Origin of the sequence: Boudabousia liubingyangii, assembly GCF_001907245.1 — a bacterium.
GTDB lineage: Bacteria > Actinomycetota > Actinomycetes > Actinomycetales > Actinomycetaceae > Boudabousia > Boudabousia liubingyangii.
Genome location: NZ_MQSU01000004.1, coordinates 151,087 through 173,684, shown reverse-complemented (window position 1 = coordinate 173,684; position 22,598 = coordinate 151,087). Strand labels below are relative to the sequence as shown.

General features: G+C 51.0%; 12 protein-coding genes. 9 read left to right on the top strand and 3 right to left on the bottom strand.

Annotation, left to right across the window (positions count from 1 at the left end):
- The first annotated feature begins 2 nt into the window (after nucleotides 1-2).
- The 7 genes from BSR28_RS07535 to BSR28_RS07505 all read left to right on the top strand — a co-directional run bounded on the left by BSR28_RS07535 (nucleotide 3) and on the right by BSR28_RS07505 (nucleotide 11,935).
- The gene (locus BSR28_RS07535) at nucleotides 3-983 is read left to right on the top strand and encodes an ABC transporter permease (RefSeq protein WP_073709538.1); all 981 of its coding nucleotides are present in this window, start codon (nucleotides 3-5) and stop codon (nucleotides 981-983) included.
- Nucleotides 980-3,082, top strand: a complete 2,103-nt coding sequence (locus BSR28_RS07530; protein WP_073713838.1) for a dipeptide ABC transporter ATP-binding protein — start codon at nucleotides 980-982, stop codon at nucleotides 3,080-3,082. The genes BSR28_RS07535 and BSR28_RS07530 overlap by 4 nt, the downstream gene beginning before the upstream one ends.
- 186 nt (nucleotides 3,083-3,268) lie before the next feature.
- Nucleotides 3,269-4,951, top strand: coding sequence for an ABC transporter family substrate-binding protein (locus tag BSR28_RS07525; protein ID WP_073713837.1), 1,683 nt, complete (start codon nucleotides 3,269-3,271; stop codon nucleotides 4,949-4,951).
- Nucleotides 4,952-5,180: 229 nt separating this feature from the next.
- Nucleotides 5,181-6,869: an ABC transporter family substrate-binding protein gene (locus tag BSR28_RS07520; RefSeq protein WP_073709541.1), complete on the top strand. Its 1,689-nt coding sequence runs from the start codon at nucleotides 5,181-5,183 to the stop codon at nucleotides 6,867-6,869.
- A 331-nt stretch (nucleotides 6,870-7,200) separates the two neighbouring features.
- The gene (locus BSR28_RS07515) at nucleotides 7,201-8,871 is read left to right on the top strand and encodes an ABC transporter family substrate-binding protein (RefSeq protein ID WP_073713836.1); all 1,671 of its coding nucleotides are present in this window, start codon (nucleotides 7,201-7,203) and stop codon (nucleotides 8,869-8,871) included.
- Between the two features lie 322 nt (nucleotides 8,872-9,193).
- A complete protein-coding gene (locus BSR28_RS07510) occupies nucleotides 9,194-10,909 on the top strand; it encodes an ABC transporter family substrate-binding protein (RefSeq protein ID WP_073713835.1) in 1,716 nt (571 codons plus the stop codon).
- Nucleotides 10,910-11,089: 180 nt separating this feature from the next.
- Complete coding sequence (locus tag BSR28_RS07505; RefSeq protein WP_073713834.1) at nucleotides 11,090-11,935, top strand: D-hexose-6-phosphate mutarotase; 846 nt, start codon at nucleotides 11,090-11,092, stop codon at nucleotides 11,933-11,935.
- On the opposite strand, the gene BSR28_RS07500 is transcribed toward BSR28_RS07505, so the two are convergent.
- From BSR28_RS07500 to BSR28_RS07490, 3 genes are all read right to left on the bottom strand, one after another.
- Nucleotides 11,917-13,224, bottom strand: coding sequence for a M18 family aminopeptidase (locus BSR28_RS07500; protein WP_073713833.1), 1,308 nt, complete (start codon nucleotides 13,222-13,224; stop codon nucleotides 11,917-11,919). The genes BSR28_RS07505 and BSR28_RS07500 overlap by 19 nt on opposite strands.
- Nucleotides 13,225-13,334: 110 nt before the next feature.
- Nucleotides 13,335-14,876, bottom strand: a complete 1,542-nt coding sequence (locus tag BSR28_RS07495; protein WP_083563209.1) for an NAD(P)/FAD-dependent oxidoreductase — start codon at nucleotides 14,874-14,876, stop codon at nucleotides 13,335-13,337.
- Nucleotides 14,877-15,035: 159 nt separating this feature from the next.
- Entirely contained in the window at nucleotides 15,036-15,977 is a 942-nt protein-coding gene (locus tag BSR28_RS07490) for a carbohydrate kinase family protein (RefSeq protein ID WP_073713832.1), read from the bottom strand.
- Between the two features lie 644 nt (nucleotides 15,978-16,621).
- Here BSR28_RS07490 and BSR28_RS07485 point away from each other — a divergent pair.
- Together BSR28_RS07485 and BSR28_RS07480 are read left to right on the top strand one after the other, a co-directional pair.
- Entirely contained in the window at nucleotides 16,622-20,938 is a 4,317-nt protein-coding gene (locus BSR28_RS07485; protein WP_143237643.1) for a SpaA isopeptide-forming pilin-related protein, read from the top strand.
- Nucleotides 20,939-20,976: 38 nt separating this feature from the next.
- On the top strand, nucleotides 20,977-22,566 hold the full coding sequence (locus tag BSR28_RS07480) for a SpaH/EbpB family LPXTG-anchored major pilin (protein WP_073713830.1): 1,590 nt from the start codon (nucleotides 20,977-20,979) through the stop codon (nucleotides 22,564-22,566).
- The last annotated feature ends 32 nt before the right edge of the window (nucleotides 22,567-22,598 follow it).

Genomic DNA, 22,598 nt, shown 5'->3' with positions numbered 1-22,598 from the left:
AAATGGCTGAAATTAACAAAGAAATCGTCGAGAGTGACGAGGTCACGCTACTCCAAACCGAGCGGAACTTAGAAGATCCGGGCGCAGGCGTGAACGAACGCCGCTCAAAGCGCACCAGCATGAAGAAGCTGTACTTCCGCCGCTTCATGCGCAACAAGGTGGCAGTGGTGGGTGTCTTCATCCTCCTAGCGCTGATCCTTTTCGCCATCATCGGCCCTTGGGTAACCGAGTGGAACTGGGAAGACCCCGACTTCATGGCCCTAGGTGAGCCGCCGAGCGCAGAACACTGGTTCGGCACTCAGATCGCCGGTTATGACCTATTCGCCCAATGTGCACACGCAGTGGGACGCTCCCTGACTATTGGTTTCTCCGTAGCTATTGCGACGACGCTGATCTCAGCTATCGTCGGTACCGCCACCGCGTACGCTGGTGCTCTTGGTCCTCGTGGTCGTTGGCTTGAAAAGGCCATGCTTTCAGTCATCAACTTCCTGCTGATCATGCCGGCCTTCCTAATCATTGGTCTAATCATCACCGGTAAGGGCGGCTCTTGGCAGCTGCTAATCCTAGTACTTATTATCTTCGGATGGATGGGTTCCGCCCGTGTTATCTGGTCACTATCGATGTCTCTTCGCGAGCGTGAATTCGTGACTGCCGCACGTTATATGGGTGTCCCCGGCATCAAGATCCTATGGCGCCACATGGTTCCCAATATTGGCTCACTTCTAGTCATTCAGATGACCTTGGGGGTACAGTCCACGGTTATGGCCGAGACCTCCTTCTCCTTCCTAGGCCTAGGCCTTAAGGCACCCGACGTTTCCTTGGGTTCCTTGCTATCTATCGGTAGCGACTCCCTAGTGTCATCACCATGGCTCTTCTATTTCCCTGCCGGCATCCTCACCATGATCACCCTAGCGGCAGCATTCGTCGCTGATGGTCTACGTGACGCCCTAGACCCGAACTCCCAAGCTGGAGGTAAAGCATGAGTAACTCAGAGACCCCAATCCTCTCAGTTAAAAATCTAACTGTATCTTTCCCCTCTGAGGCTGGACGTGTTGACGCCGTACGTGGCGTTAGCTTCGATCTTCTCCCGGGACGTTCCCTAGGTATCGTGGGCGAATCTGGCTCTGGTAAGTCCGTCTCCTCGATGGCTATCATGGGTTTGCTTCCCGAAACCGCAAAGATCCAGGGTTCGATCGAACTAGCTGGTGAAGAGCTACTTGGTAAGAGTGACCGTGAGATGTCAGCAATCCGCGGTAAGAAGATCGGCATGATTTTCCAGGATCCCTTGTCTTCGCTTACTCCGGTGTTTTCCGTAGGTGACCAAATCGTCGAGGCCATCCAGTGCCACGAAGATATCTCCACCGCCGCAGCCTACCGAAAAGCTGTTGAGCTACTAGACCTTGTCGGTATCCCGAACCCGGATCGTCGCGTAAAGAACTTCCCGCACGAGTTCTCCGGCGGTATGCGTCAGCGTGTGGTCATCGCAATGGCGGTAGCACACAACCCTGAGGTAATTATCGCTGACGAACCAACGACGGCACTTGACGTGACCATCCAGGCACAGATCTTGGATGTCCTCAAGACCGCACAGCGTGAAACCAATGCCGCGGTAATTATGATTACCCACGACATGGGTGTTGTGGCCAACGTGGCGGATGACGTCTTGGTTATGTACGCCGGCAAGCCGGTCGAACAGGCAAACGTATACGAGCTCTTCGATTCTCCTCGTATGCCCTACACCATCGGTCTACTCTCAGCTATTCCGCGTGCTGATCAACCTGGCGAAGAACCGCTAATCCCGATCGAAGGTAACCCGCCGACGGTTATTAACCTTCCTCCGGGTTGCCCCTTCGCCCCGCGTTGTCCGATTGCCACCGAAGAATGTCTAGTCGAAGAACCGGAGCTACTTCCGATTGATACCGGACACGGAGAACGTTCAGAAGGACACCGTGCAGCTTGTATTCGTAAGGGACACATCTTCCGCAAGCAGCTCGATGGTGTGGATATGTACCCCACCCCCAAGAAGGCTGAAGAATCCCTAGGACACATCCCGCGCGAGCAGCGCGAGGTGGTGCTAAAGGTTGAAAATCTTCAAAAGCACTTCCCACTGCTAAAGGGCGCCCTACTTAAGCGTCGAATCGGTACGGTTCGAGCAGTAAACGGGATTGACTTTGAACTCCGCCAAGGTGAGACCCTATCAATCGTAGGTGAATCCGGTTGTGGTAAGACCACTACCCTACTCCAGATCATGGACATGGGCGTCGAACTCACCGAAGGCAAGATCACTCTTGCGGGTCAAAACGTCGTTGAGATGTCCCGTCGTGAGCGTCGCGCTGCTCGTGAGAATATTCAGATGGTATTCCAGGATCCGATGGGCGCTCTTGACCCCCGTATGACGGTCTTCGACATTATTGCTGAACCTCTTCGCGCCTTCAAGTACGATGGCGATATTGAGGATCGTGTTGAAGAACTAATGAACACGGTGGGTCTAGATCCATCGCATGTCGACCGATTCCCCGGCGCTTTCTCTGGTGGTCAGCGTCAGCGTATTGGCTTCGCACGTGCCCTAGCGTCCAATCCAGCGGTAGTTGTCTTGGATGAGCCCGTTTCAGCACTAGACGTATCCATTCAGGCAGGCATGATTAACCTGCTCGATAACCTACGCGCAGAACTCGGCCTGTCCTACGTTTTCGTTGCTCACGACCTTTCCGTGGTTCGTCATATCTCCCACCGAGTGGCGGTCATGTACTTAGGTCGTTTCGTAGAGGTTGGCGAGGTTAACGAACTCTTCGATAACCCCCAGCATCCCTACACTAAGGCACTACTTTCCGCGATTCCGATCCCGGATCCGGAAATCGAGAAGACCCGCGAACGCATCACCCTAGAGGGCGACTTGCCGGGACCTGCCGAGGACATCTCAGGATGTTCCTTCCGCTCTCGCTGCCCCCTCTACAAGCTATTGGGTGAAAAAGAGCAGCAACGCTGCGCTAGCGAGCGTCCCGAGCTTCGCTCCACTGGCACTGATCACGAAGTGTCATGCCACTTCTATGATCATGCTGAGAGGAATCATCTCGAAAGCTAAGAGTTGACCTAATTTTGGGGGTAGTGAACTTTTGTTCACTACCCCCAAAATAATTCCCCATTAAAAAGATACAGATTTCACACTTTCATCATTTTGACTAATATTTTTTGACTATTTGCTCATTTCAGGCTTAACATTAAGCCACATCCCACATTCCATCACATCTCTAAACATGGAGTAAACACAATGAGCAAAAAATCTCTCCCTATCATTTCACTTACTGCCGCTGCCTTAATTCTGAGCGGCTGCTCGACTACCACTTCCAAATCCGACACTGCCGCCCCTCAGCCTCCCGCTAGCAACACCACTATCAAGGCTGCTGATTACCAGGCGGCAAAATATGAAGACCTAAAAAGCGGTGGTGAGCTTCGCCTTTCGATTAACGAAATTAACCCTCAGATGAATGTCGGTCACACCGACGCCAATGCCTCCACTTCCACCATTTGGTATTGGTACAACCCCCAGATCGCCCTTTTTGACGAATCCGCTAACTGGTACGCAAACCCGGACTATATTGAGAGCGTTTCCGCCGAAGTCAAAGATGGCAAAACGGTGGTCACCTGGAACATTAACCCGAAAGCTACCTTCAACGACGGCACCCCCATCGACTACCGGGCCTTCCAAGGCACTTTCAAGGTCTCCAATCTAAGCGATAACGCCTTTGCTCCTTCTGATCCGGACGGTTATAAGGATATGGAGTCCGTAGAACGCGGCAAGAACGATAAGCAGGTCATCGTCACCTACAAATTCCAGTATCCTTCTTGGCAGAAGAACTTCGAATTCCTAATTCACCCCACTGCCACCAAAGACGCACAGACCTTCAACGAGGCATACCTTAAGAACCCTCACCCAGAATGGGGCGCAGGCCCATACAAGGTCGAAAACGTAGATTTCGAAGCTGGAAATATTACCTTCACGAAGAATGAAAAATGGTGGGGCAAACCTGGCAAGCTTGGAAAAGTCACGCTCCGCGCGCTCGAAAAAGACGCAGAAATCAACGCGTTCCTAAACGACCAACTTGATGCCGTAAATATCTCAGACAAAGAACGTCTAGCGAAGGTTGACACGGTCGACAATATTAATAAATACACCGCCGTTCAGGATCGGGTCACACAGCTTGCCTTAAACGGAAAGTCTGAAGTATTCAGTGACATTAACGTACGCAAGGCTTTTATTACGGCAATTGATCGCCCCAAGCTGCTAGAAATTGTCTTCAATGGACTCAACTACACCGAAGCTCCCGTAGGCTCCTCAGTCCTATTCCCCTACCAAAAGGGATATCAAGATAACCTAGGCGAATTAGGCAAGTACGACCTTCAAAAGAGCGCTGAGTACTTAGAGGCTAGTGGCTGGAAGCGAGAAGGCGACTACTTCCAAAAAGACGGCAAAGATCTCGAAGTCCACATTCCACAGTTCAGCTCAAATGCTAGCGCTACCGCAGTATTTGGTGCTCTCCAGAGCATGACCAAGAAGGCTGGAATTAAACTCGTCATCGACACCCACAAGCCAAAGGACTTCTCTGCAGTCATTAAGGGTCGTCAATACGACGTACTATATTCAGCAATCCGCAAGTCCAACCCTTTCGGCATTGCAGATATTGAGCAGCTCTACGCCACTACCTCGACTTACAACAAGTCCGACCTTTCAAATGCTGACGTTGACAAGTTTGCTAAGCAATCCGTGCGCGCTAACACCGAGGAGGAAGCAATCAAGTACGGCAATGAGGCAGAAAAAGAGAGCTTTAAACTAGCCGGCTTCTTGCCACTATTCAACGGCCCCCACTCAGTCGCCACCAAGTCTGGTTTAGCGAACTATGGCGCAACTGGCTTCGTTAGCTTCCCGAAAGAGCTGATCGGCTGGACTAAGTAGCTTACTTCCAAATACCGACTTACGGTGCCAAACCAGCTCACTTCTGGTTTGGAACCGTAAAAAATTGAGGATTTCCAAATTATCCCCAAACATTTTGACTCCTGCGCCACACTCACACTGAGCTATTCGTCGCTTTTTTGTGAGGACCCCCCAAAAAATGTTCACATCGTGAACATTGTCAGCTAAATTTGAATAGAAACAATTAAGAAACAGGAACAAAGGTGAATCAATGAGATCCTTCTCCAAAGCGACTATCGCATCAATCGCAGCCTTAACGCTACTTCTAACCGGCTGCTCCAAGGCAGAAGTAAAGTCGGGCATCGGCTCGGCCGATAAGAAGGCCACCGTAACCGACATGAAGTCTTCTGACTATCTAGAGGCCAGCTATGATGAGCTCAAAGAAGGCGGAGAACTACACCTTTCCATTGGTGGGGCAATTAACCCCCAGCTAAATGTCGGCCACGCCGACATGGATACCGGCACTTCCGATCTCTGGCCTTGGACTAATCCACAAATCGCGCTATTCGACAAAGATTCAAACTGGTACGCAAACCCGAACTTTATCTCCAGCGTCAAGAGCGAAGTTGTAGATGGAAAGACCGTCGTAACTTGGGACATCAATCCTAAGGCTACTTTCAACGATGGTACCCCTGTCGACTACCGAGCCTTCCAAGGAATGTTTAAGGCCTTCAACGAAACCAATGATGAATACGCAGTGGCTGACACTGACGGCTACAAGGATATGGAATCCGTTGAACGCGGCAAGAACGACAAACAGGTTATTGTCACCTACAAGTTCCAATACCCATGGTGGAAGAAGAACTTCGAATTTCTAATTCACCCCGCTGCCACCAAAGATCCCAAGACCTTCAACGAAGCCTACCTTGAGAACGCTCGTCCAGAATGGGGCGCAGGTCCATACAAGGTCGAAAGCATCGACTTCAAAGCCGGCACCCTAGTACTCGTGAAAAACGAAAAATGGTGGGGTAAGCCAGCCAAGCTAGACAAGGTCACCTTCCGCGCCCTCGAGCCTGAAGCTGAAGTAAACGCCTTCCTCAACAACCAGCTGGACGCTATTGGCGTTGGTACCCAGGAGCGCCTAGCCAAGATCAAAGACATGGATAATATCTCCCAGTACACGGGCGTCCGCATCTACCAGGGTATGCTCGAGCTGAACGGAAAGTCCGATGTATTCACGGATAAGCGCGTCCGCGAAGCATTCTTCCACTCGATCAACCGACCTAAGATTGTTGAGATTGCTTTCAAGGGCTTGAACTACACCGAACCACCCCTTGGTTCCATGCTGCTTTTCCCCTTTGTCAAGGGCTATGAAGACAACGTAGGCAAAGTTGGCGATTACGATCCGAAGAAGAGCGAAAAGCTACTTAAGGAAGCCGGCTGGACCAAGAAGGATAACTACTTCCAGAAAGACGGTAAGGACCTTGAGGTACACATCCCTCAGTTCCCCTCTTCTCAGAACCGCAAGGCTCAATTTGGTGCAATTCAAGCCATGGCCAAAGAGGTTGGTATCAAGGTCGTCTTCGACGAGCATAAGCCGTCCGAATACCCTCAAATCCTAAAGAACCGGAACTTTGATGCGCTAATCACCGGCTTCGGATCCTCTAACCCCTTCGGCATTGCCGACACTTGCCAGGTCTACGGCTCCAAGTCAGTTTTGAATAAGACTGGCCTATTCTCTCAAGAGATCGATGACCTTTGCCAGAAGTCAATCCGTTCAGATGATGAGGCTACTTCGATCAAGTTTGGCAATCAGGCTGAGAAGAAAGCCCTAGAGCTTGCCGGCATTCTTCCTCTGTTTAGCGGCCCTTCAGTGGTTGCTACCCGCAAGGGCCTAGCAAACATGGGCGCGATGGGTTTTGTGCAGGTCCCCAAGGAACTAATCGGTTGGAAGAAGTAACCCTTCAACTAAAGTTTTGAACTAGAGAAAATCTAGCGAAAAGCCGAACAATTCCCCCTAGTAACGATATTAGTTACTAGGGGGAATCATAATTAAATTCACAAATCATCAATTTTCAGTAGACTTAAATAAAACTTATCGTAAAGAGCAGCTTAAGATTCTCTCTTCTTTTTTTTGCGCAAAATGCACACTCATCTAATGCAATTTGTTACAGTTTTGTAAACCGGAAAAATAGCGCTTGATAAAGCTGCAAGTAATAGTTAGTTTTGTAAACAAGAGTTAAGTAGCTACTCTTTTCAAGGCTACATTTCATTCCAATGACGGAGGAAACATGAAGCGTATAACCAGCGCCTCTATCGCGATTTTGGCCGCAAGCTCCTTACTTTTGGCAGGATGCGGATCAAGCAGCAGCAAAGAGGAAGGCCCCAAGGTCACCTCGTCAGATCTCAAGGGTGCAGATTACAAAGAAGTAAAGTACGAAGATCTTAAAGACGGCGGAGAACTTCACCTTCCACAAGGCCCTATTAACGCGCAGATGCAGCCGCTACATGCTGATGCGAACACCGTAACTCTAGATATTTTCTCTTGGTACAACCTACCGGTATCACTATTCACCGCAGACGCGAAATGGTACGCCAATCCTGAACTTATCGAGAGTGTTAAAGACGAAACCAAGGACGGCAAAACCGTTGTTACTTGGAAGATCAACCCTAAAGCCACCTTCAACGACGGCACCCCCATCGACTGGCACGCCTTCGAAACCGTCTGGAAGACCTGTAATGGCACTGATGATCGCTTCCAGCCGCAGGACACCGACGGATATCGCGACATCGAGTCAGTCAAGCCTGGCGCCGATGACAAAGAAGTAGTCGTCACCTACAAGATTCCCTACCCCTGGTGGAAGAAGAACTTCGAATACATCTTGCACCCCAAGATGGCTGATCCTGAGACTTTCAACAATGGCTACTTGGACAATGCCCATCCTGAGTGGGGTTCGGGCCCATACAAGCTTGAATCCATTGACCGCAAAGCCGGCACCGTCACCTTCGTGAAGAACGAAAAGTGGTGGGGCAAGCCCGGCAAGCTAGATCGCATCACCATGCGCGAACTAGCTGACAAAGCCGAGATTAACGCTTTCAAGAACGGACAGATTGATGTCACTAATGCGGGCACCAAGGAAACCTTGACCGAAGTAAAGAAGATGGAAAATGTGGACGTCTACACGGCCGCAGGCACCAGCTTCACCATTATGATGGCCAACGCTCGTTCCGAAATTATGAATGACAAGAAGGTTCGCGAAGCCTTCTTCCACAGCATTGATCGTCCCACCGTCCTCAAGGTTGCCTACAACGGCATCAACTACACCGAGGATCCGCTGACTTCAGCTTTGCTACGCCCCTACCAGGAAGGCTACTCCGACAACTTGGGTGAGCTGGGTAAGTACGATCCGGCTCTTGCTAACAAGCTCCTAGATGAGGCTGGCTGGGTCAAGGACGGAGACTACCGTAAGAAGGATGGAAAGCTCCTCGAGGTCCACATTCCTCAGTTCGGAACTAAGCCGACCACTTCGGCAATCTACGGAACTTTCCAAGCCATGGGCAAGGCAACTGGCTTTAAGGTCGAAATCGACACCCACCCCTATTCTGACTACATGCAGGTTATCCGGGATGGCAGCTTCGACCTCTTCTTCCAGGGATTCCCCCCAACCAACCCCTTTGGTATGGCTGACCTTTACCAGTTCTACAACTCCAAGTCACGCCTATCAAAGACTGGTTTAGGTACGCCTGAGCTTGATGAGAAGCTAAAGAAGGCAGGAGAGGCAACCAGCGAAGAGGAAGCCCTGAAGCTCAGCAACGAAGCCGAAAAGGCTGTTCTTGAGCAAGCTGGTTGGCTACCGATGTACACCGGCCCGGTTTCTGTAGCTACCAAGAAGGGACTAGCCAATACCGGTTCCATGGGATTCGCAAAGGTCCCGAAGGAACTAATTGGTTGGACCAAGTAGTTTATTATCTACTTTTTAACCTAGGTGCCTAGCTCCCCTCTATTGAGGACTAGGCACCTAGTCTCATTTGGGCAACTAGCATCAGTCCTCAAAACAGGCATTAAGATTTTATTAAATTTTACCAACCATCTAAAATCCATCAATCGTTGCATTTTCGGGAAAAAATCTACATTTCCCACCAATCAAAGTAGGCAAAATATTACATTTAAATAAAGAAATGTGTTTCAGCTTTCCTTTTTGTTAATACTTTAGTAAAGTTTTATGCATGAGTTACGCAGCTACTCACTATTGAAGCTGCAATACCACTAACATGGAGGAAACGATGAAGCGTTTAACCAAAGCCTCACTAGCAGTGCTAGCAGCCAGCTCAATGCTGCTCTCCGCCTGCTCCGGCAGCGCCGACAACAAGGATAAGAGCGGCAGCGACGCTAAGAACCCCACTAGCACCAGCGAAGCTGGCGGCGACAAGGGCGGCAACGCACTAAAGTCATCTGACTACCTAGCAGCGTCCTACGACGAGCTAAAGGACGGCGGCAACCTTACCCTAGCGGTCGGTGAAGTCACCAAGCAGATGAACCCCTTCCACGCGGATATGAACACCGATACCAGCGCCATCTTCGCTTGGTACAACCCGCAGATCGCACTCTACGATGAGAACGCTCACTGGTACGCTAACCCCGATTACATTGAAAGCGTTAAGGACGAAGTAGTCGACGGTAAGACCGTTGTTACTTGGAAGATTAACCCCAAGGCTACCTTCAACGATGGCACCCCCATTGACTGGCGCGCCTTCGAAACCGTCTGGAAGATGTGTAACGGCACTAACAACGATATTGCCGTTAATGACACCGACGGCTACAAGGATATGGAATCCGTCAAGCCTGGCGCCAACGACAAGGAAGTTGTCGTTACCTACAAGTTCAAGTACCCATGGTGGAAGAAGAACTTCGAAATGATCGCCCACCCGGCACTACAGGATCTAAACACCTTCAACACCGGTTACGTCCAGAACGCTCACCCCGAGTGGGGCGCAGGACCGTATAAGATCAAGGAAATTGATTTCAACGCCGGCCACGTAACCTTCGAAAAGAACGAAAAGTGGTGGGGACAGCCCGGTAAGCTAGACCTAGTTACCCTACGTGCACTAGATGCCCAGGCTGAAATCAACGCCTTCAAGAACGGCACTGTTGACGCTGTCGGCATTGGTAACAAGGACCGTTTGGCCCAGACCAAGGACATGAACGGCATTAGCCGTTACAAGGCTGTTTCCAAGTCCCTAGCCCTAATCCAGCTAAACTCCAAGTCTGAAGCCTTCAAGGACAAGAAGGTCCGTGAAGCCTTCATGCACGCCATTAACCGCGAAACCCTAGTTAACATCCGTTTCGCTGGCATGGACTACAAGGAACCGCCGCTAGGCTCGCTACTTCTAAAGCCCTTCCAGGATTCCTATGAAGACAACATGGGCGAGCTAGGCAAGTTCGATGCTGCCAAGGCCAATGCTCTTCTAGACGAAGCCGGCTGGAAGAAGGAAGGCGACTACCGCACCAAGGATGGCAAGACTCTAGAACTACACATCCCGCAGTTCAGCGAATCCCCCATCACCAAGGGTCTGCTAGGCGCACTCCAGAAGATGACCAAGGACGTCGGCATGAAGCTTGAACTAGACAGCTACAAGCCCACCGACTTCCAGCGCGTCATGTCAGAACGTAACTTCGACATCGTGCTATCCGGTTTCGCTCAGTCCAACCCCTTCGGTATGGCTGACGTCGGCCAGGTTTACGGCTCCGATTCCGGTCTATCCAAGACCTCTCTAGGCTCCCCGGAAATCGATGAAATGATCCGTAAGTCAACTGAAGCTGACAACGAAGCCGACTCTCTGAAGTTTGGTAACGAAGCTGAAAAGGCTGCTCTAGCCCAGGCTGGCTGGCTACCGCTCTTCTCTGGTCCTTCAATGGTGGCCACCAAGGAAGGCCTAGCTAACCTAGGCGCCAACGGCTACACCACCTTCCCCAAGCAGATGCTGGGCTGGAAGAAGTGAAATAGCTTTTAGCTAAACACCTCAAAGGGTGTGGGGCTGGGATACGAAAGTATTCCAGCCCCACACCCTTTTTGTATTGTCAACCAACGGTTACCCTCGCAAGCGAGGAGCGCAGTCACACGGCCAGCTAAAGGCAGTATTGCAAGTGAAAAGTGACCTAGATCGCGCTACGCTTTAACCATGGAAAAACACTTACACGAACTAGAATCACCCACCTCAAAAGCCCTAGTCTCAGACTACGGTGCCCAAGTTGCCCAATGGACCCCCAATAGTACTGAAACCTCCGTACTATGGACTTCAAATCTGGCAGACTTCTCTCCCTCAGCCCCCATTAGAGGCGGCATCCCAGTCATGTTCCCATGGTTTAATGCCGGCCGTTTCCCAGGCTTAGCACCCAAACACGGCTTTGCCCGTTTTGCCCATTGGAACTTTGAGGGCGAAAGCAGCGACTCTACCAGCACGACAGCCACCTGGACACTAAAAAGTGCTGATCTAGAAGGCTTAAACGGTCCTGAGCATTTCCCCTATCAGTTTGAGGCCCGCTACGAGGTTACTGTGGGAGAAGACCTAAACGTCCGCTTCCACGTAGAGAACCTAACCGATGAAGAGTTTTCTTTTGAACTTGCCCTACATACGTACTTCCGCATCGGCGATATCGAAAATGTACAGGTCGAAGGCGTTGACGGACTCGACGCTTGTAACCCGTTCCTCAGCCCGGAACACTTCTCCCAAGAAGGTCCCCTAGTGAACCCAGTGGGCATCGACCGAGTGTTCTATGAGAGCAAACCAGTTGAGATCGTCGATCCGGTGCTAAACCGCCGAGTTCGGATCTCAGCGACCAACGCCAGCAACATGATTGTCTGGAATCCGGCAGAAACAGGTGCTGCCGGTATCCCTGATATGGAAGATCAAGAATACCGGCAGATGATTTGTGTTGAAGCTGGTCGAATTTACGATCAGGCAGTCAACCTAGCACCCGGTGAGAGCTTTGAGCTCGCTTATCGGGTTCAGTGCTTACCGTTATAAGCTGCCCCGTGCCAATAGGTCCCCATCACGGCTGAAAGATCTAGTAGATCCTGCACGTGGCAGAGTTCGCGAACAGAGTGCATAGAGAGGATCGCAATACCCACATCGAAGGTCAAGAGACCCAAGCGGGTAGCTGTGATGGGGCCAATGGTGGAGCCGCAGGGCATGTCATTATTGGACACGAATACCTGTCCCTTTAGACCGGCATCAACTAGGGCCTTCTCCCAGATGCTCTCACCTAGGGCGTCAGTGGTGTAGCGCTGCTGCGCATTAACCTTAAGCATGGGACCGCCACCAAGGACCGGACGGTTGTCAGGATCGTGGCGTTCTGAATAGTTGGGATGTACTGAATGGCCGACATCAGAGGACATACAGTTAGATAGTGAAATTACCGCCCGGAAGGTCTCTTCGGTACCACCAAGCGCATCATGGGTGCGGCGTAGCACGTCTTCAAGGATCGGACCGGCTGCACCTGCACGGGTGGAAGAACCAACTTCTTCATGGTCGAAAGCAGCTAGAACGCAGATCGCGCCGTCGGCGGGACCACCGTTGGCCACTAGTTCCTCCATGGCCACCAAGCCGGCGTAAGTACCGACTAGGTTATCCATACGCCCGCCGGCCATTAATTCACCCTGTGCACCTAGGAAGTTAGGTGCTTGCGCATCTACCGTAATGAGGTCATAACCGACAATTTCAGAGGCATTGCTCAATCCCAGCTTCTCAGCAAGGAAGGAAAGGAAGTCACCTTCAGAGTTGATACCCCAAATCGGGTGCAGGTGCTTCTGAGCAGAAAGCTTCAAACCCTCATTATTGACGGTTCGATCCAAGTGGATAGCAAGTTGCGGTACTCGCATAATCGCACCAGTACGAGCCAAGAGAACTCGACCATCGCGGGTGGTGACGCGGCCGGCTAGTTCAAGATCGCGGTCCAACCAGCTATTAAATAGCGGGCCGCCATAGACTTCCACTCCCAAGTGTTTAAAACCTTCTGGAGTCGTAGCATCCGGGTGTGGCTTTAGTTTTAAACCAGGTGAATCAGTATGTACGCCAACTACACGGAAGGGGGTCTTTGGCGTAGCCCCCTGAGGAATCCAGTAAGCCAACACTGCACCATCGCGCACAATGTAGTGCCCGCCGGGGGTAGCGTCCCAAGTTTCACTTTCTTCTTGACGTCGGAATCCAGCAGCATCAAGACGTTTCGCAACCGAAGCAGCAGCATGGTAGCAAGAGGGTGAGTCAACAATAAACTGGGCAAAATTGGCGGCCCATTCGCGTGTCTTTGTATCCATAGTGCTATTGTAGCCCGCAAAGTGGGCGATTTAAACTTGCCCCTGCGCAAAAAACTGTCCCCAAGGAAGCAGACTATGAACCTTGGGGACAATCGATTAGTGGGTGTTTGTTATGCCATCCGCGCCTTTTGCTGCGGAGTTGCCGGCGAGGAAATCACCTTAGCGGGACTCTTGTCTGCACTCCGTGCTTCACGACGCTTTGCATCAGCTTCTGCTGCCTGCTGGAATGCTGCCCGTGGAGAGGTCAGAGACCCAAGGGCTACGATTTCACGTTGGAAGAGCATTGCCATCGTCCAGTCAGCAACGATCCGTGCCTTACGGTTCCAAGTGGGCATAGCCAGCATATGGTAGGAACGGTGGGCAAACCAGGCCATGGGACCACGAAGTTTCACACCCATAATCTCTGCTACGCCCTTCATCAGGCCCAGCGAAGCTACGGTACCAACGTTCTTGTGGGCGTAGTTCTGAAGTTCCTGACCTGCTAGGTGAGCGGCAAGGTTTTCGGCGAGGGCGCGTCCTTGACGGACCGCATGCTGTGCGGTGGGCGGGCAGGTAGCTTCTCCCGGTGCGTATAGGTCGGGAACGGCGGCACAGTCACCGGCAGCCCAAGCACCCTCGACAACCTCGGTGCCATCAATAACCTGAAGCTTCGCGTTGGTGATAACGCGCTCGCGTTCATCCAGCGGAAGGTCGGATTCACCAAGGACCGGATTAGCCTTTACACCAGCAGTCCAAACTAGGGTGTCAGCTTCAAACTCGGTACCGTCAGACAAGACGATATGACCGTTTTCGCAAGAGGAGAGGAACGTGTTTAGCTTTACTTCGATACCACGGTTGGTGAGCTGTTCAAGGGCGTAGCCGCCTAGCTCCTCCCCTAGCTCAGGAAGAATCCGACGGGCGCCTTCCACCATCACAAAGCGCAACTGCGACATCTCTAGGTTATCGATGCGGCGAACGGCGGCACGGGCCATGTCTTCGACCTCGCCGATAGCCTCAATACCAGCGAATCCGCCACCCACAAAGACGAAGGTTAATAGGCGTTCACGTTCAGCATCATCGAGGGTAGATGAGGCAGTTTCAATCTTGGTTAGGACGCGGTTACGCAGGTTAATGGCTTCCTCGACCTGTTTGAACCCAAGTGCCATATCGGCTAGGCCTGGAATGGGCAGTGTGCGCGGTTGGGCGCCCAGGCCAATGATGATGTGGTCGTATTCGCGCTCATAGGTGGGGTTTTCACCCTGGTGGGTTTCACCGGTTTCCGGACGGATAGTTACCTTCTTTTGGGCGTGGTTGATTCCGGCGATGGAGCCGACGACCAGTTCACAACCGGGCAGTGCGATTCGGTGCGGGGCCACGACGTGGCGAGCCTCGATATTACCGCCGGCAGCCTCAGGTAGGAACGGCTGGTAGGTCATATAGGGACGCGGATCAATCACGGTGATCTGCACGTCCTCAGGACGGAAGCGACGACGCAGATTCTGGGCCGCGATCAGGCCGATGTAGCCGCCACCGGCCACAATGACCTTAACTGGACGCTTCTGGGCCTCAGCAAGTTCAAAGTACTTGGGCTGGGTTAACTGGTAGGCTCCGTAAAGGGCGCCACCCAGACCGGCAGCCCCAAGGGCGATTTTCGCAACACTCTTTTTTCGCATATCCCAACTTTAAGGGATTTCAGGCACTTCGGGCACAAAATTGCGCGTTAAAGGGGCCACAAACAGCGAAATAAGGGTCATATTGGCCGAGGAAGCGTTAAGTTCCCACCTTTTCCTAGGGGACTAGTTAACGCCCCTAAGATGACCCATTCAAAAAACCTACCAAGCGACCTCGTCTTGGGTGGGCGGGTTAGCCCCCGCCCGCGAGACGGTCACGTCAGCAACCCTCGAGGCATAATTCAGTAACTTTTCAAGTTCTGGAATAGACAATTTGCCGATTTTCTCCTTGCCTTGCTCCCCTAGACAATCAAGCCTCCTGAGCCCATCCAGAATAGCTGCCATAAAGGAATCCCCAGCTCCTACGGTGTCCACGACTTCAACTTCTCCAGCTTGCTGCACGAGCTCATACCCTGAAGCACTAAGTAGGTAGGCTCCTGACTTACCGGCAGTTATAAAGAGCAGTTTTACTCCGTATTCAAAAATCGTTTCGGCCAGTTTCAAGCGCTGGTCCGCTTTAGTAGGATCAAGATTAAAGAACCATTGTGAATCTTCGTCAGAGAGCTTTACGACATCAACAAGAGGTAAGAGCTGCCGAAGCGCTTCCCGAGCCTCGGCGGGCGTCCCCATCAGGGCTGGACGCGCATTGGGATCATAAGAGATGACGGTCCGGGTTTTGGCCTGTTTCAGAAGCTCTAAGATCCGTTTCGAACCAGGGGCCATTAAAGCCGAAAAAGAGCCCACATGAATTAGTGCCTCAGTACCATTCAAAGTCGCGGCCGGAAGCTCCCAAGTAACATCAAAATCGTATACTGCCGAGCCATTCTCTTGAATTGTAGCCAGCGCCGAGGAAGTTTTATGCGCGGCAAAAGAAGCAGTTTGGACCTGAACCCCATTTGCTTTTAGGTGAGCTTCAATCATTTCTCCATACCGATCATGTGCTAACCAAGTCAGCAACACGGCGGGAGTACCCAAACGGGAGAGCCCCAAGGCTACATTCGCCGGGGATCCACCGGGATGTTCCGCGACATTCCCAGCTTTTTTGACGATATCGACTAGTGCTTCGCCGATCACTAGCACATCTTGTTGTTGAGTCTTATTCATCCTCGAAATCCTCACTTTCTAATTGTCAAAATTATAGTCATTTTTTGTAACCGAAACTACATTTAGCTCTCCTGTGAGCAAGAAAACAACAGCTTACTGGGCACTTTTGTTAAGTTCGGACACGCAACTTACAGAGTGTGACTAATCTTGTTTTATTTTTCAGACACACGCCATGAAATCGATGCCATACTTAATTTAACGAAGCAACTCAGCTGTGCACTCTCTCGGATTTTAGGAGAACCATGCAGTTCAATCCATCTCGACATCAGGTTAGAGCAGGTCTTGCATCTCTTTTTGCAGCCCTCTCACTAGGTGTTGCACCTCTGCTACAGGCGGGACCTTTCGCACAGGCCGCCGATACCACTGAAGGTACTGCGACAGCGAAAGCGTCTACCTCTGAGCCCACCCCTGAAAACTACAAAGTCACAGTGGAAGAGGCTGATCGGCCCGACGCAAAGCCATCACCCACAGAGGGAGCTAAAAGCAATTCGCTTTCCCCTGAAGCGCCGAATGCTAACACAGCACCATCTTCAGAAGTCGGCGCCGCTAAAACTCGAACACGCCGCGCAGCGGAAGACCCTTCCCCCGAGCCTCCCGTGCTTAAACCGGGCCAACAGGGAGTAGTTGAACGCGGAAAATCTCTAGTGACCTATCGCCTCACATTGGATCAGGCAGGTGTAGGACAGGATCCCTCTCTCCGCGGATCACGATGCATTATCAGCACTGAAAACGGGTACCCGATTGGGGATGAATCCCCGACTGACAACAATGTTTGTGCTGGTGGTTTAGCCACGTACCATATCAACCTTAATGCGAAAACCAAGGAACAAGGCATTTCGTTCAAGCTTCGCCCAGAGTGGATTCGCACCGGCACACTCTTGGGTAATGAGTCAGGTTCGATTATTTACCCTACCCACCGTCTAAACCAAGCTAAGGTTTCAGGTCTTGGCGTTTCAGTAAATCCCGATGGTAGTTGGCAGGTTGACATCCAACCTAATATGAACGTTTCAGCTGAATTTACCATCGACGTAAGTACCACTGAACCTCGCCGAACTTCAGGAAACACCTCTGGTTCATTCCAGCTTCATCTAAAGGGAACCGACTGGAACAACGAACCAATGGACACCGTGGTTTCCGATAAAGATCTGAATGTTCTTGCGATCGCCAGATTAGACCAATCAATCACTTCCACTTTTGTGGATCCAGCTGAAATTACTATCAATAACAAGCGGTATATTGGCTTAACCGCTTATTCAGATCTTACACATACATGGAATATGTCAGAGGCCTGGCTTGGTGGCGGTTACAGCACGAATGGTCAGATTTATCGTGTAGCGATGGATCAAATTAGCCGTTACACCCTTGAAATCCCAACCTCTCCCGACGGTTTACGCCTTTTCTCTGCCTCAGATGTAATTGTTCAATACGATGATGGCAAGTTTGAACGCGCTCAAGTAGACGATAATGGTAACCCCTATGTCCAGGGTCGTTATGCTAGCGGCATTTACAATCGAGTTCCGTTCAAGATTTATGTTCCTACGGAAAACTTAAGCCGTACGGAGACTAATAAACTAGTCACTCGTCTGGATGTCGTAGACAAGAATGGAAACTTCACTAAGGTCAAGGTTGAAAATGGTTCAGCCTTTGATGTCCCAGCTTTGGTCGGGCATCCCTTCCAAGGAGACAATCAAGTCGATCCAGGCAGTAATCAATCTTGTGATACTCCTACCGCCGATAAGTCTCTAGGCGTCAATTCACCTAGGGCAGGCAAGTGGGGTATGCCGAATAACAACTGCGCCAAGTTGGACGTGAATCTTAAAGTCTGCAAGCTAGGCGAAGCTGGATGCTCACCCACTTTCAAAGACGACTACCCTATTAATGGTCGTTCACTTTCGATTTTCAACAATCCCAAGTTAACCACCTTCATCCCTGATTCCTTTGTAGCCAACCCTCAGATCGAGAACCGCGCTCCCCTTTCCAACGCCTTCGTAGAACTAACGGTTTCTAACGAAGATGCGACTAATAATCCTTCGATTTGTGTTGCTTGGAAGCCTGGCACTCAGGTGATGCAGGGCGGCAGTGGCTTCGGCGCTAAAGATTTCATTTCGATTAACGGCTCCTCGTATGCTTCCCTAGTGCAGGCATTCCCCTTCGCGCAAATCTACGTCACTAGCCAGGACGTAATGGGAGCCGATAACTCTCCCGATTGCACTAATCCGGATCAGTGGAAGTTGATCTACCAACATGCAGACCCGGAGAACCCTGCGGATACCAAAGAAAATATCGAAATTGCTCCGGCAAGTGCATTTGGATCAATGAAAAAGATCTCGGGCTTTATGATTAAGCTCCCCGGAGAACCTGCTTTAACACGTCCATTGACGATTCGCTATCGTGCTTCATTGGGCGACCCGAACTTCATTATTGCCAACTCCCCTCGTCTTATCCATGAGGATAACCAAGTTAAGATCTTCTATCCGGGTAACAAAACTCCGGTAATCGTCGATCCTAATACCCCTGGATACAAGTACGAGGATGGTAAGAAGTTCTACATCACTACTAACGCCTTGCGTGTTTCTAAAGAGGTCACTTATTCGGAATGGGATGAAGAAACCCATACGGAAAAACCGGTTACTAAGGAAGTTTGGACGGACCCGTACCGAAACCATATTGTCCTTCCCTCTGCAATCGTCGGAACTAGAGGCTCTAATGCCGGTACTTTGAAAGCCAATAACGTTGGTAGCACTACCGTGGATTTCTACTCAGTACCTGCGGTCACGGTTCAAAACGGTGTTAATGTGGCCTTGAATAAGAACGATGATGATGGTAATCCTAACCAGTACATTGCTCGTTTCTACCTCTCAAAGTGTCTACGCCCGAATCTAGAGCGTTCTTCGCCTGGTGAACAGATCTTGGGACCGGAGTATACCTATGTAGGCGATGGTTACGATATTAGCGATCCTAGCGACTGTTCCATCTCGCTAAATAACTACATTGAACGCCGTTGGAGTTTAGGTGATGAGCCTAATCTAACCGACGACCCAAATAAAGACCCCTTCTTCCCCAAGGGTTGGGTGGCACAGAATTCTGCTCGTCCTTCAGTGAACTTCCAGGATTGGAATCGCCGTTTAAAGCTACCTTTGAACACTCCCCCGTGGGCATCCCCGGGCATGAAGTTTGACGTTCTTGACGTCTACCGGGTGACCGGCATGCCTTATCTCAAAGAGATCAAAGATGGGAAACTGATCTACTCTACCCCGGCAGAAACGGCTAAGCTGCCTCAGGAAAGTGCTTACGAGGTTGAAACCCCTGGGACTGCTACGCAGTCGGTTATTATCCCTTCTATTTCGGTACTTACTTCTAATAAGTCGGTTTCTGATCAGGTGGTACCGATTGAAGGTACTTTCCGTCATGAGGTTACGGTCATGAACTCGACGAATACGCCGTTTGGTTCTGGCCAGCTTATTGACGTTCTTCCCTACCGTGGGGATCATCGTGAAACTGACTACTTTGGCGAGTACTGGCTGAAGCAGATTCCTTCGATGACTAAGACCTCTGATGAGTCACTTGATGAAGAATCAACCCCGAAGATCTACTACACCACCGACGATCCAACAAAGGTTTCGATGTGTCCGACGAATGCGGATGAGAACGATATTGCGATCTGTAAGGGTCGTGCTAAGCGCGCCATCGATAAGACCCCGACGCTGGATACGAATTGGCAGTTGCTGACTCAGGAGGCTATCGAGGCCCAGGATCAACCTGGGGCAAAGCATATTACTGCCTTGCGTTTCGATATTCCGAAGATGTTGAGTGAAAATACCTATACCTTTGGGTTAACTTTCCAAACTTGGGCAAATCACAATGCTGACCGTTACGTGAATAGTTTTGGTACCACGTCTATTCATATGTCTGGCTTTGCGCCCGGACAGTCTTCGATTCCCGACCCTGAAAAAGTCTCTACTAAGGCTTACGCATCACTGATTTCTGGCCGGGTCTATTTAGACCGTAAGCGCACTGGTGACTTTACCGATGGAGACCTACCTCTTGAGGGATACAAGTTGCGCCTTCTGCATATGGACGGCACTCCGGTTTTAGGTGCTCCTTGTACCCCGGCACTGACTGCTGATGGCCAGGATTCTGATGAAGACCACTGTATGGCTCTCACTGAACCTGGTCCGGATGGGACCCCGGTAATTATTCGTAACACTGAGGGTCAACCAATGGGGCGCCAGGAGATCATTCAAGTTACGGATGCTTCGGGTGATTACCAGTTCTACACAGTTCCTAAGGGAGACTTCAAGATTGAACTGATTTTGAAGAACAAGCGCGAACGTGTACTTCAGGCTGGTACGGAACAAGGCAATACGTTTATTGAAAACGTAGTTGTCAAGGGCATTCCTTCCTTCCAGAACGGTGGACGAATGGAAAATGTCCAGCATAATGACTTCGGCCTTGTCGTAGTTGCAGACCTAATAGTGAAGAAACTTGACGGGAATAACGACCCGGTCAGGGGAGCTGAGTTTAAGGTCTTCAATGACAAGGACGGAAATGTTGGCGGGTTGTATACCTCGCCAACAATCGAGGGTGTAGAGCTGCCTAATGATGGTCAGCCTGCCGAAGCAGCAAGTGAGTTTACTTGGCGTGATCTGACGCCAGGCACTTGGTATTGGCTAGCTGAAACAAAGGCACCAACCGGTCATGAACTGATGGCACAGCCGGTGCGGTTTAAGCTCTCGCCCCAAGGTGAAGTTACCTTTGGTGATGGTCTCTCTGATTTCATCACCAAGGACAAGGGCCTAGGGGCAGATAAAGTGCCCTTCGGTGTGATCAAGGTTCGCGACGTGGAGGCTGGACATCTGCCTGCTTCTGGCGGTCGCGGGATCATCTGGGCACTTACCGCCGGCAGCTTGCTGCTTGGTGCCGCCATCGTATTGCGTCGCCGTTCGGCTATGCGCAACTGAAAACAGTGAAAACAAACGAATCTATGGAGGATTCTTCAATGAAAACCAATAAGAAGTTGCACCAGCTTTGTGCTGCAGCGGCAGTTCTAAGCATCGGCGCCCTAGGTTTCTCAACCTCGGCTATGGCAGTAGAGCCAGGCCCGGACGCCAGCACCACCGAGGGCACCGTCGAGGGCACCATCCCTGCTACCCTGCCTGCTCTAAACCAGAGCACCAACCTACGCGTTCACAAGCATGAACAGCCCACCCCCGCCGGTGCGGAAGGTAACGGTACCAAAAAGAACGCCCCCACCACCAAGGCAATTGCTGGCGTGACCTTCAAGGTCCAGAAGCTTACCGCTTTTGATCTGACCACTAACGAAGGCTGGGTAAATGGCTCCAAGGTTGCCGAAAAATTCAACGAAAACCACGACACTTCCCTTCTAGGTGCTCTGGATGAAACAGGTACAAGTAAAGTTACCGATGCTGATGGCGTTGCTTCCTTCGACGCTCTGACTCCCGGCTACTACCTTGTTTCTGAAGTTGGTACCAGCAAGTCCCCCGCTGGTTCACTAGTTCCGGCGAAGCCCTTTGTGGTAGCGCTACCGCTGACCAACCCCGATGACACCACTAAGTGGCTAGATACCGTTCATGTCTACCCGAAGAACGAAGTTATCAAGATCGAAAAGGGTCTAGCTGATGACAAGGTTCAGTTGGGTGGAGACGTCACCTATACCCTTACTTCCTCCGTTCCGTTGAATATGAACGGCAAGTACGTTGTCGTTGATACGCTCTCTGAGTCAGCTAAGCTAAAGACCGGTGACGGTGATATCACGGTCACTGCTGCCGGCGTTAATTTGACCGCTGACGATTACACCCTTACGAAGGAAGATCACAAGCTGGTCGTTACTTTCAACGACTCAGGCCTTACAAAGCTAGCTGCAGAGCGTACCACCAATGCTGACCTAAAGGTTGTCGTTACCCTTAAGGCTACCTTGGAATCATTCCCGGCAGATGGCAACATTGACAATGTTGCTTACCTTGCCCCCTCGGCTGACTTCAACGAAAACGACCTAAGCCGTCTACCTTCCTCAGAGAATGCTAAGAAGGAGACCCCAGAGGCACCCTACGATGACAACAATGCGGTCAAAAAGCCTGCAGTTCCTTCTAACAAGGTTACGACCAAGCTAGGCCAGGTCAAGGTTATTAAGTTCGAGGCTGGTGCCGAAGGTACCAAGCTAAAGGGCGCGGAATTCAAGTTGAACTACTGCGATGATATGAACACGAACCTGACCGTGGGCACCGCCAATACCTTCACCACCGGTGAAAATGGCGAAGTCACCATCCAGGGTCTACAGCTAACCAACTTCGCAAACAACGCGGCTGTGGGTGAGGATCGCAAGTTCTGCTTGACTGAAACCAAGGCTCCTGATGATCACGAACTTCTACCCGAAGCAATCCGCTTCACCCTGAAGGACGCCAACCAGACCGCTCCCCTAGAAATCAAGGTTCCGAACACCAAGAAGAACGGTGGCTTCAACCTCCCGTTGACCGGTTCTAACGGCCTAATCACCCTAGGTGTTGCTGGCGCTGCTCTAGCTGGTGGTGGTGCGCTACTAATCGTTGCTCGTCGTCGTAACAATCACTGAGCAAAACTGAACCTATAGGTTCTTATTCCCCC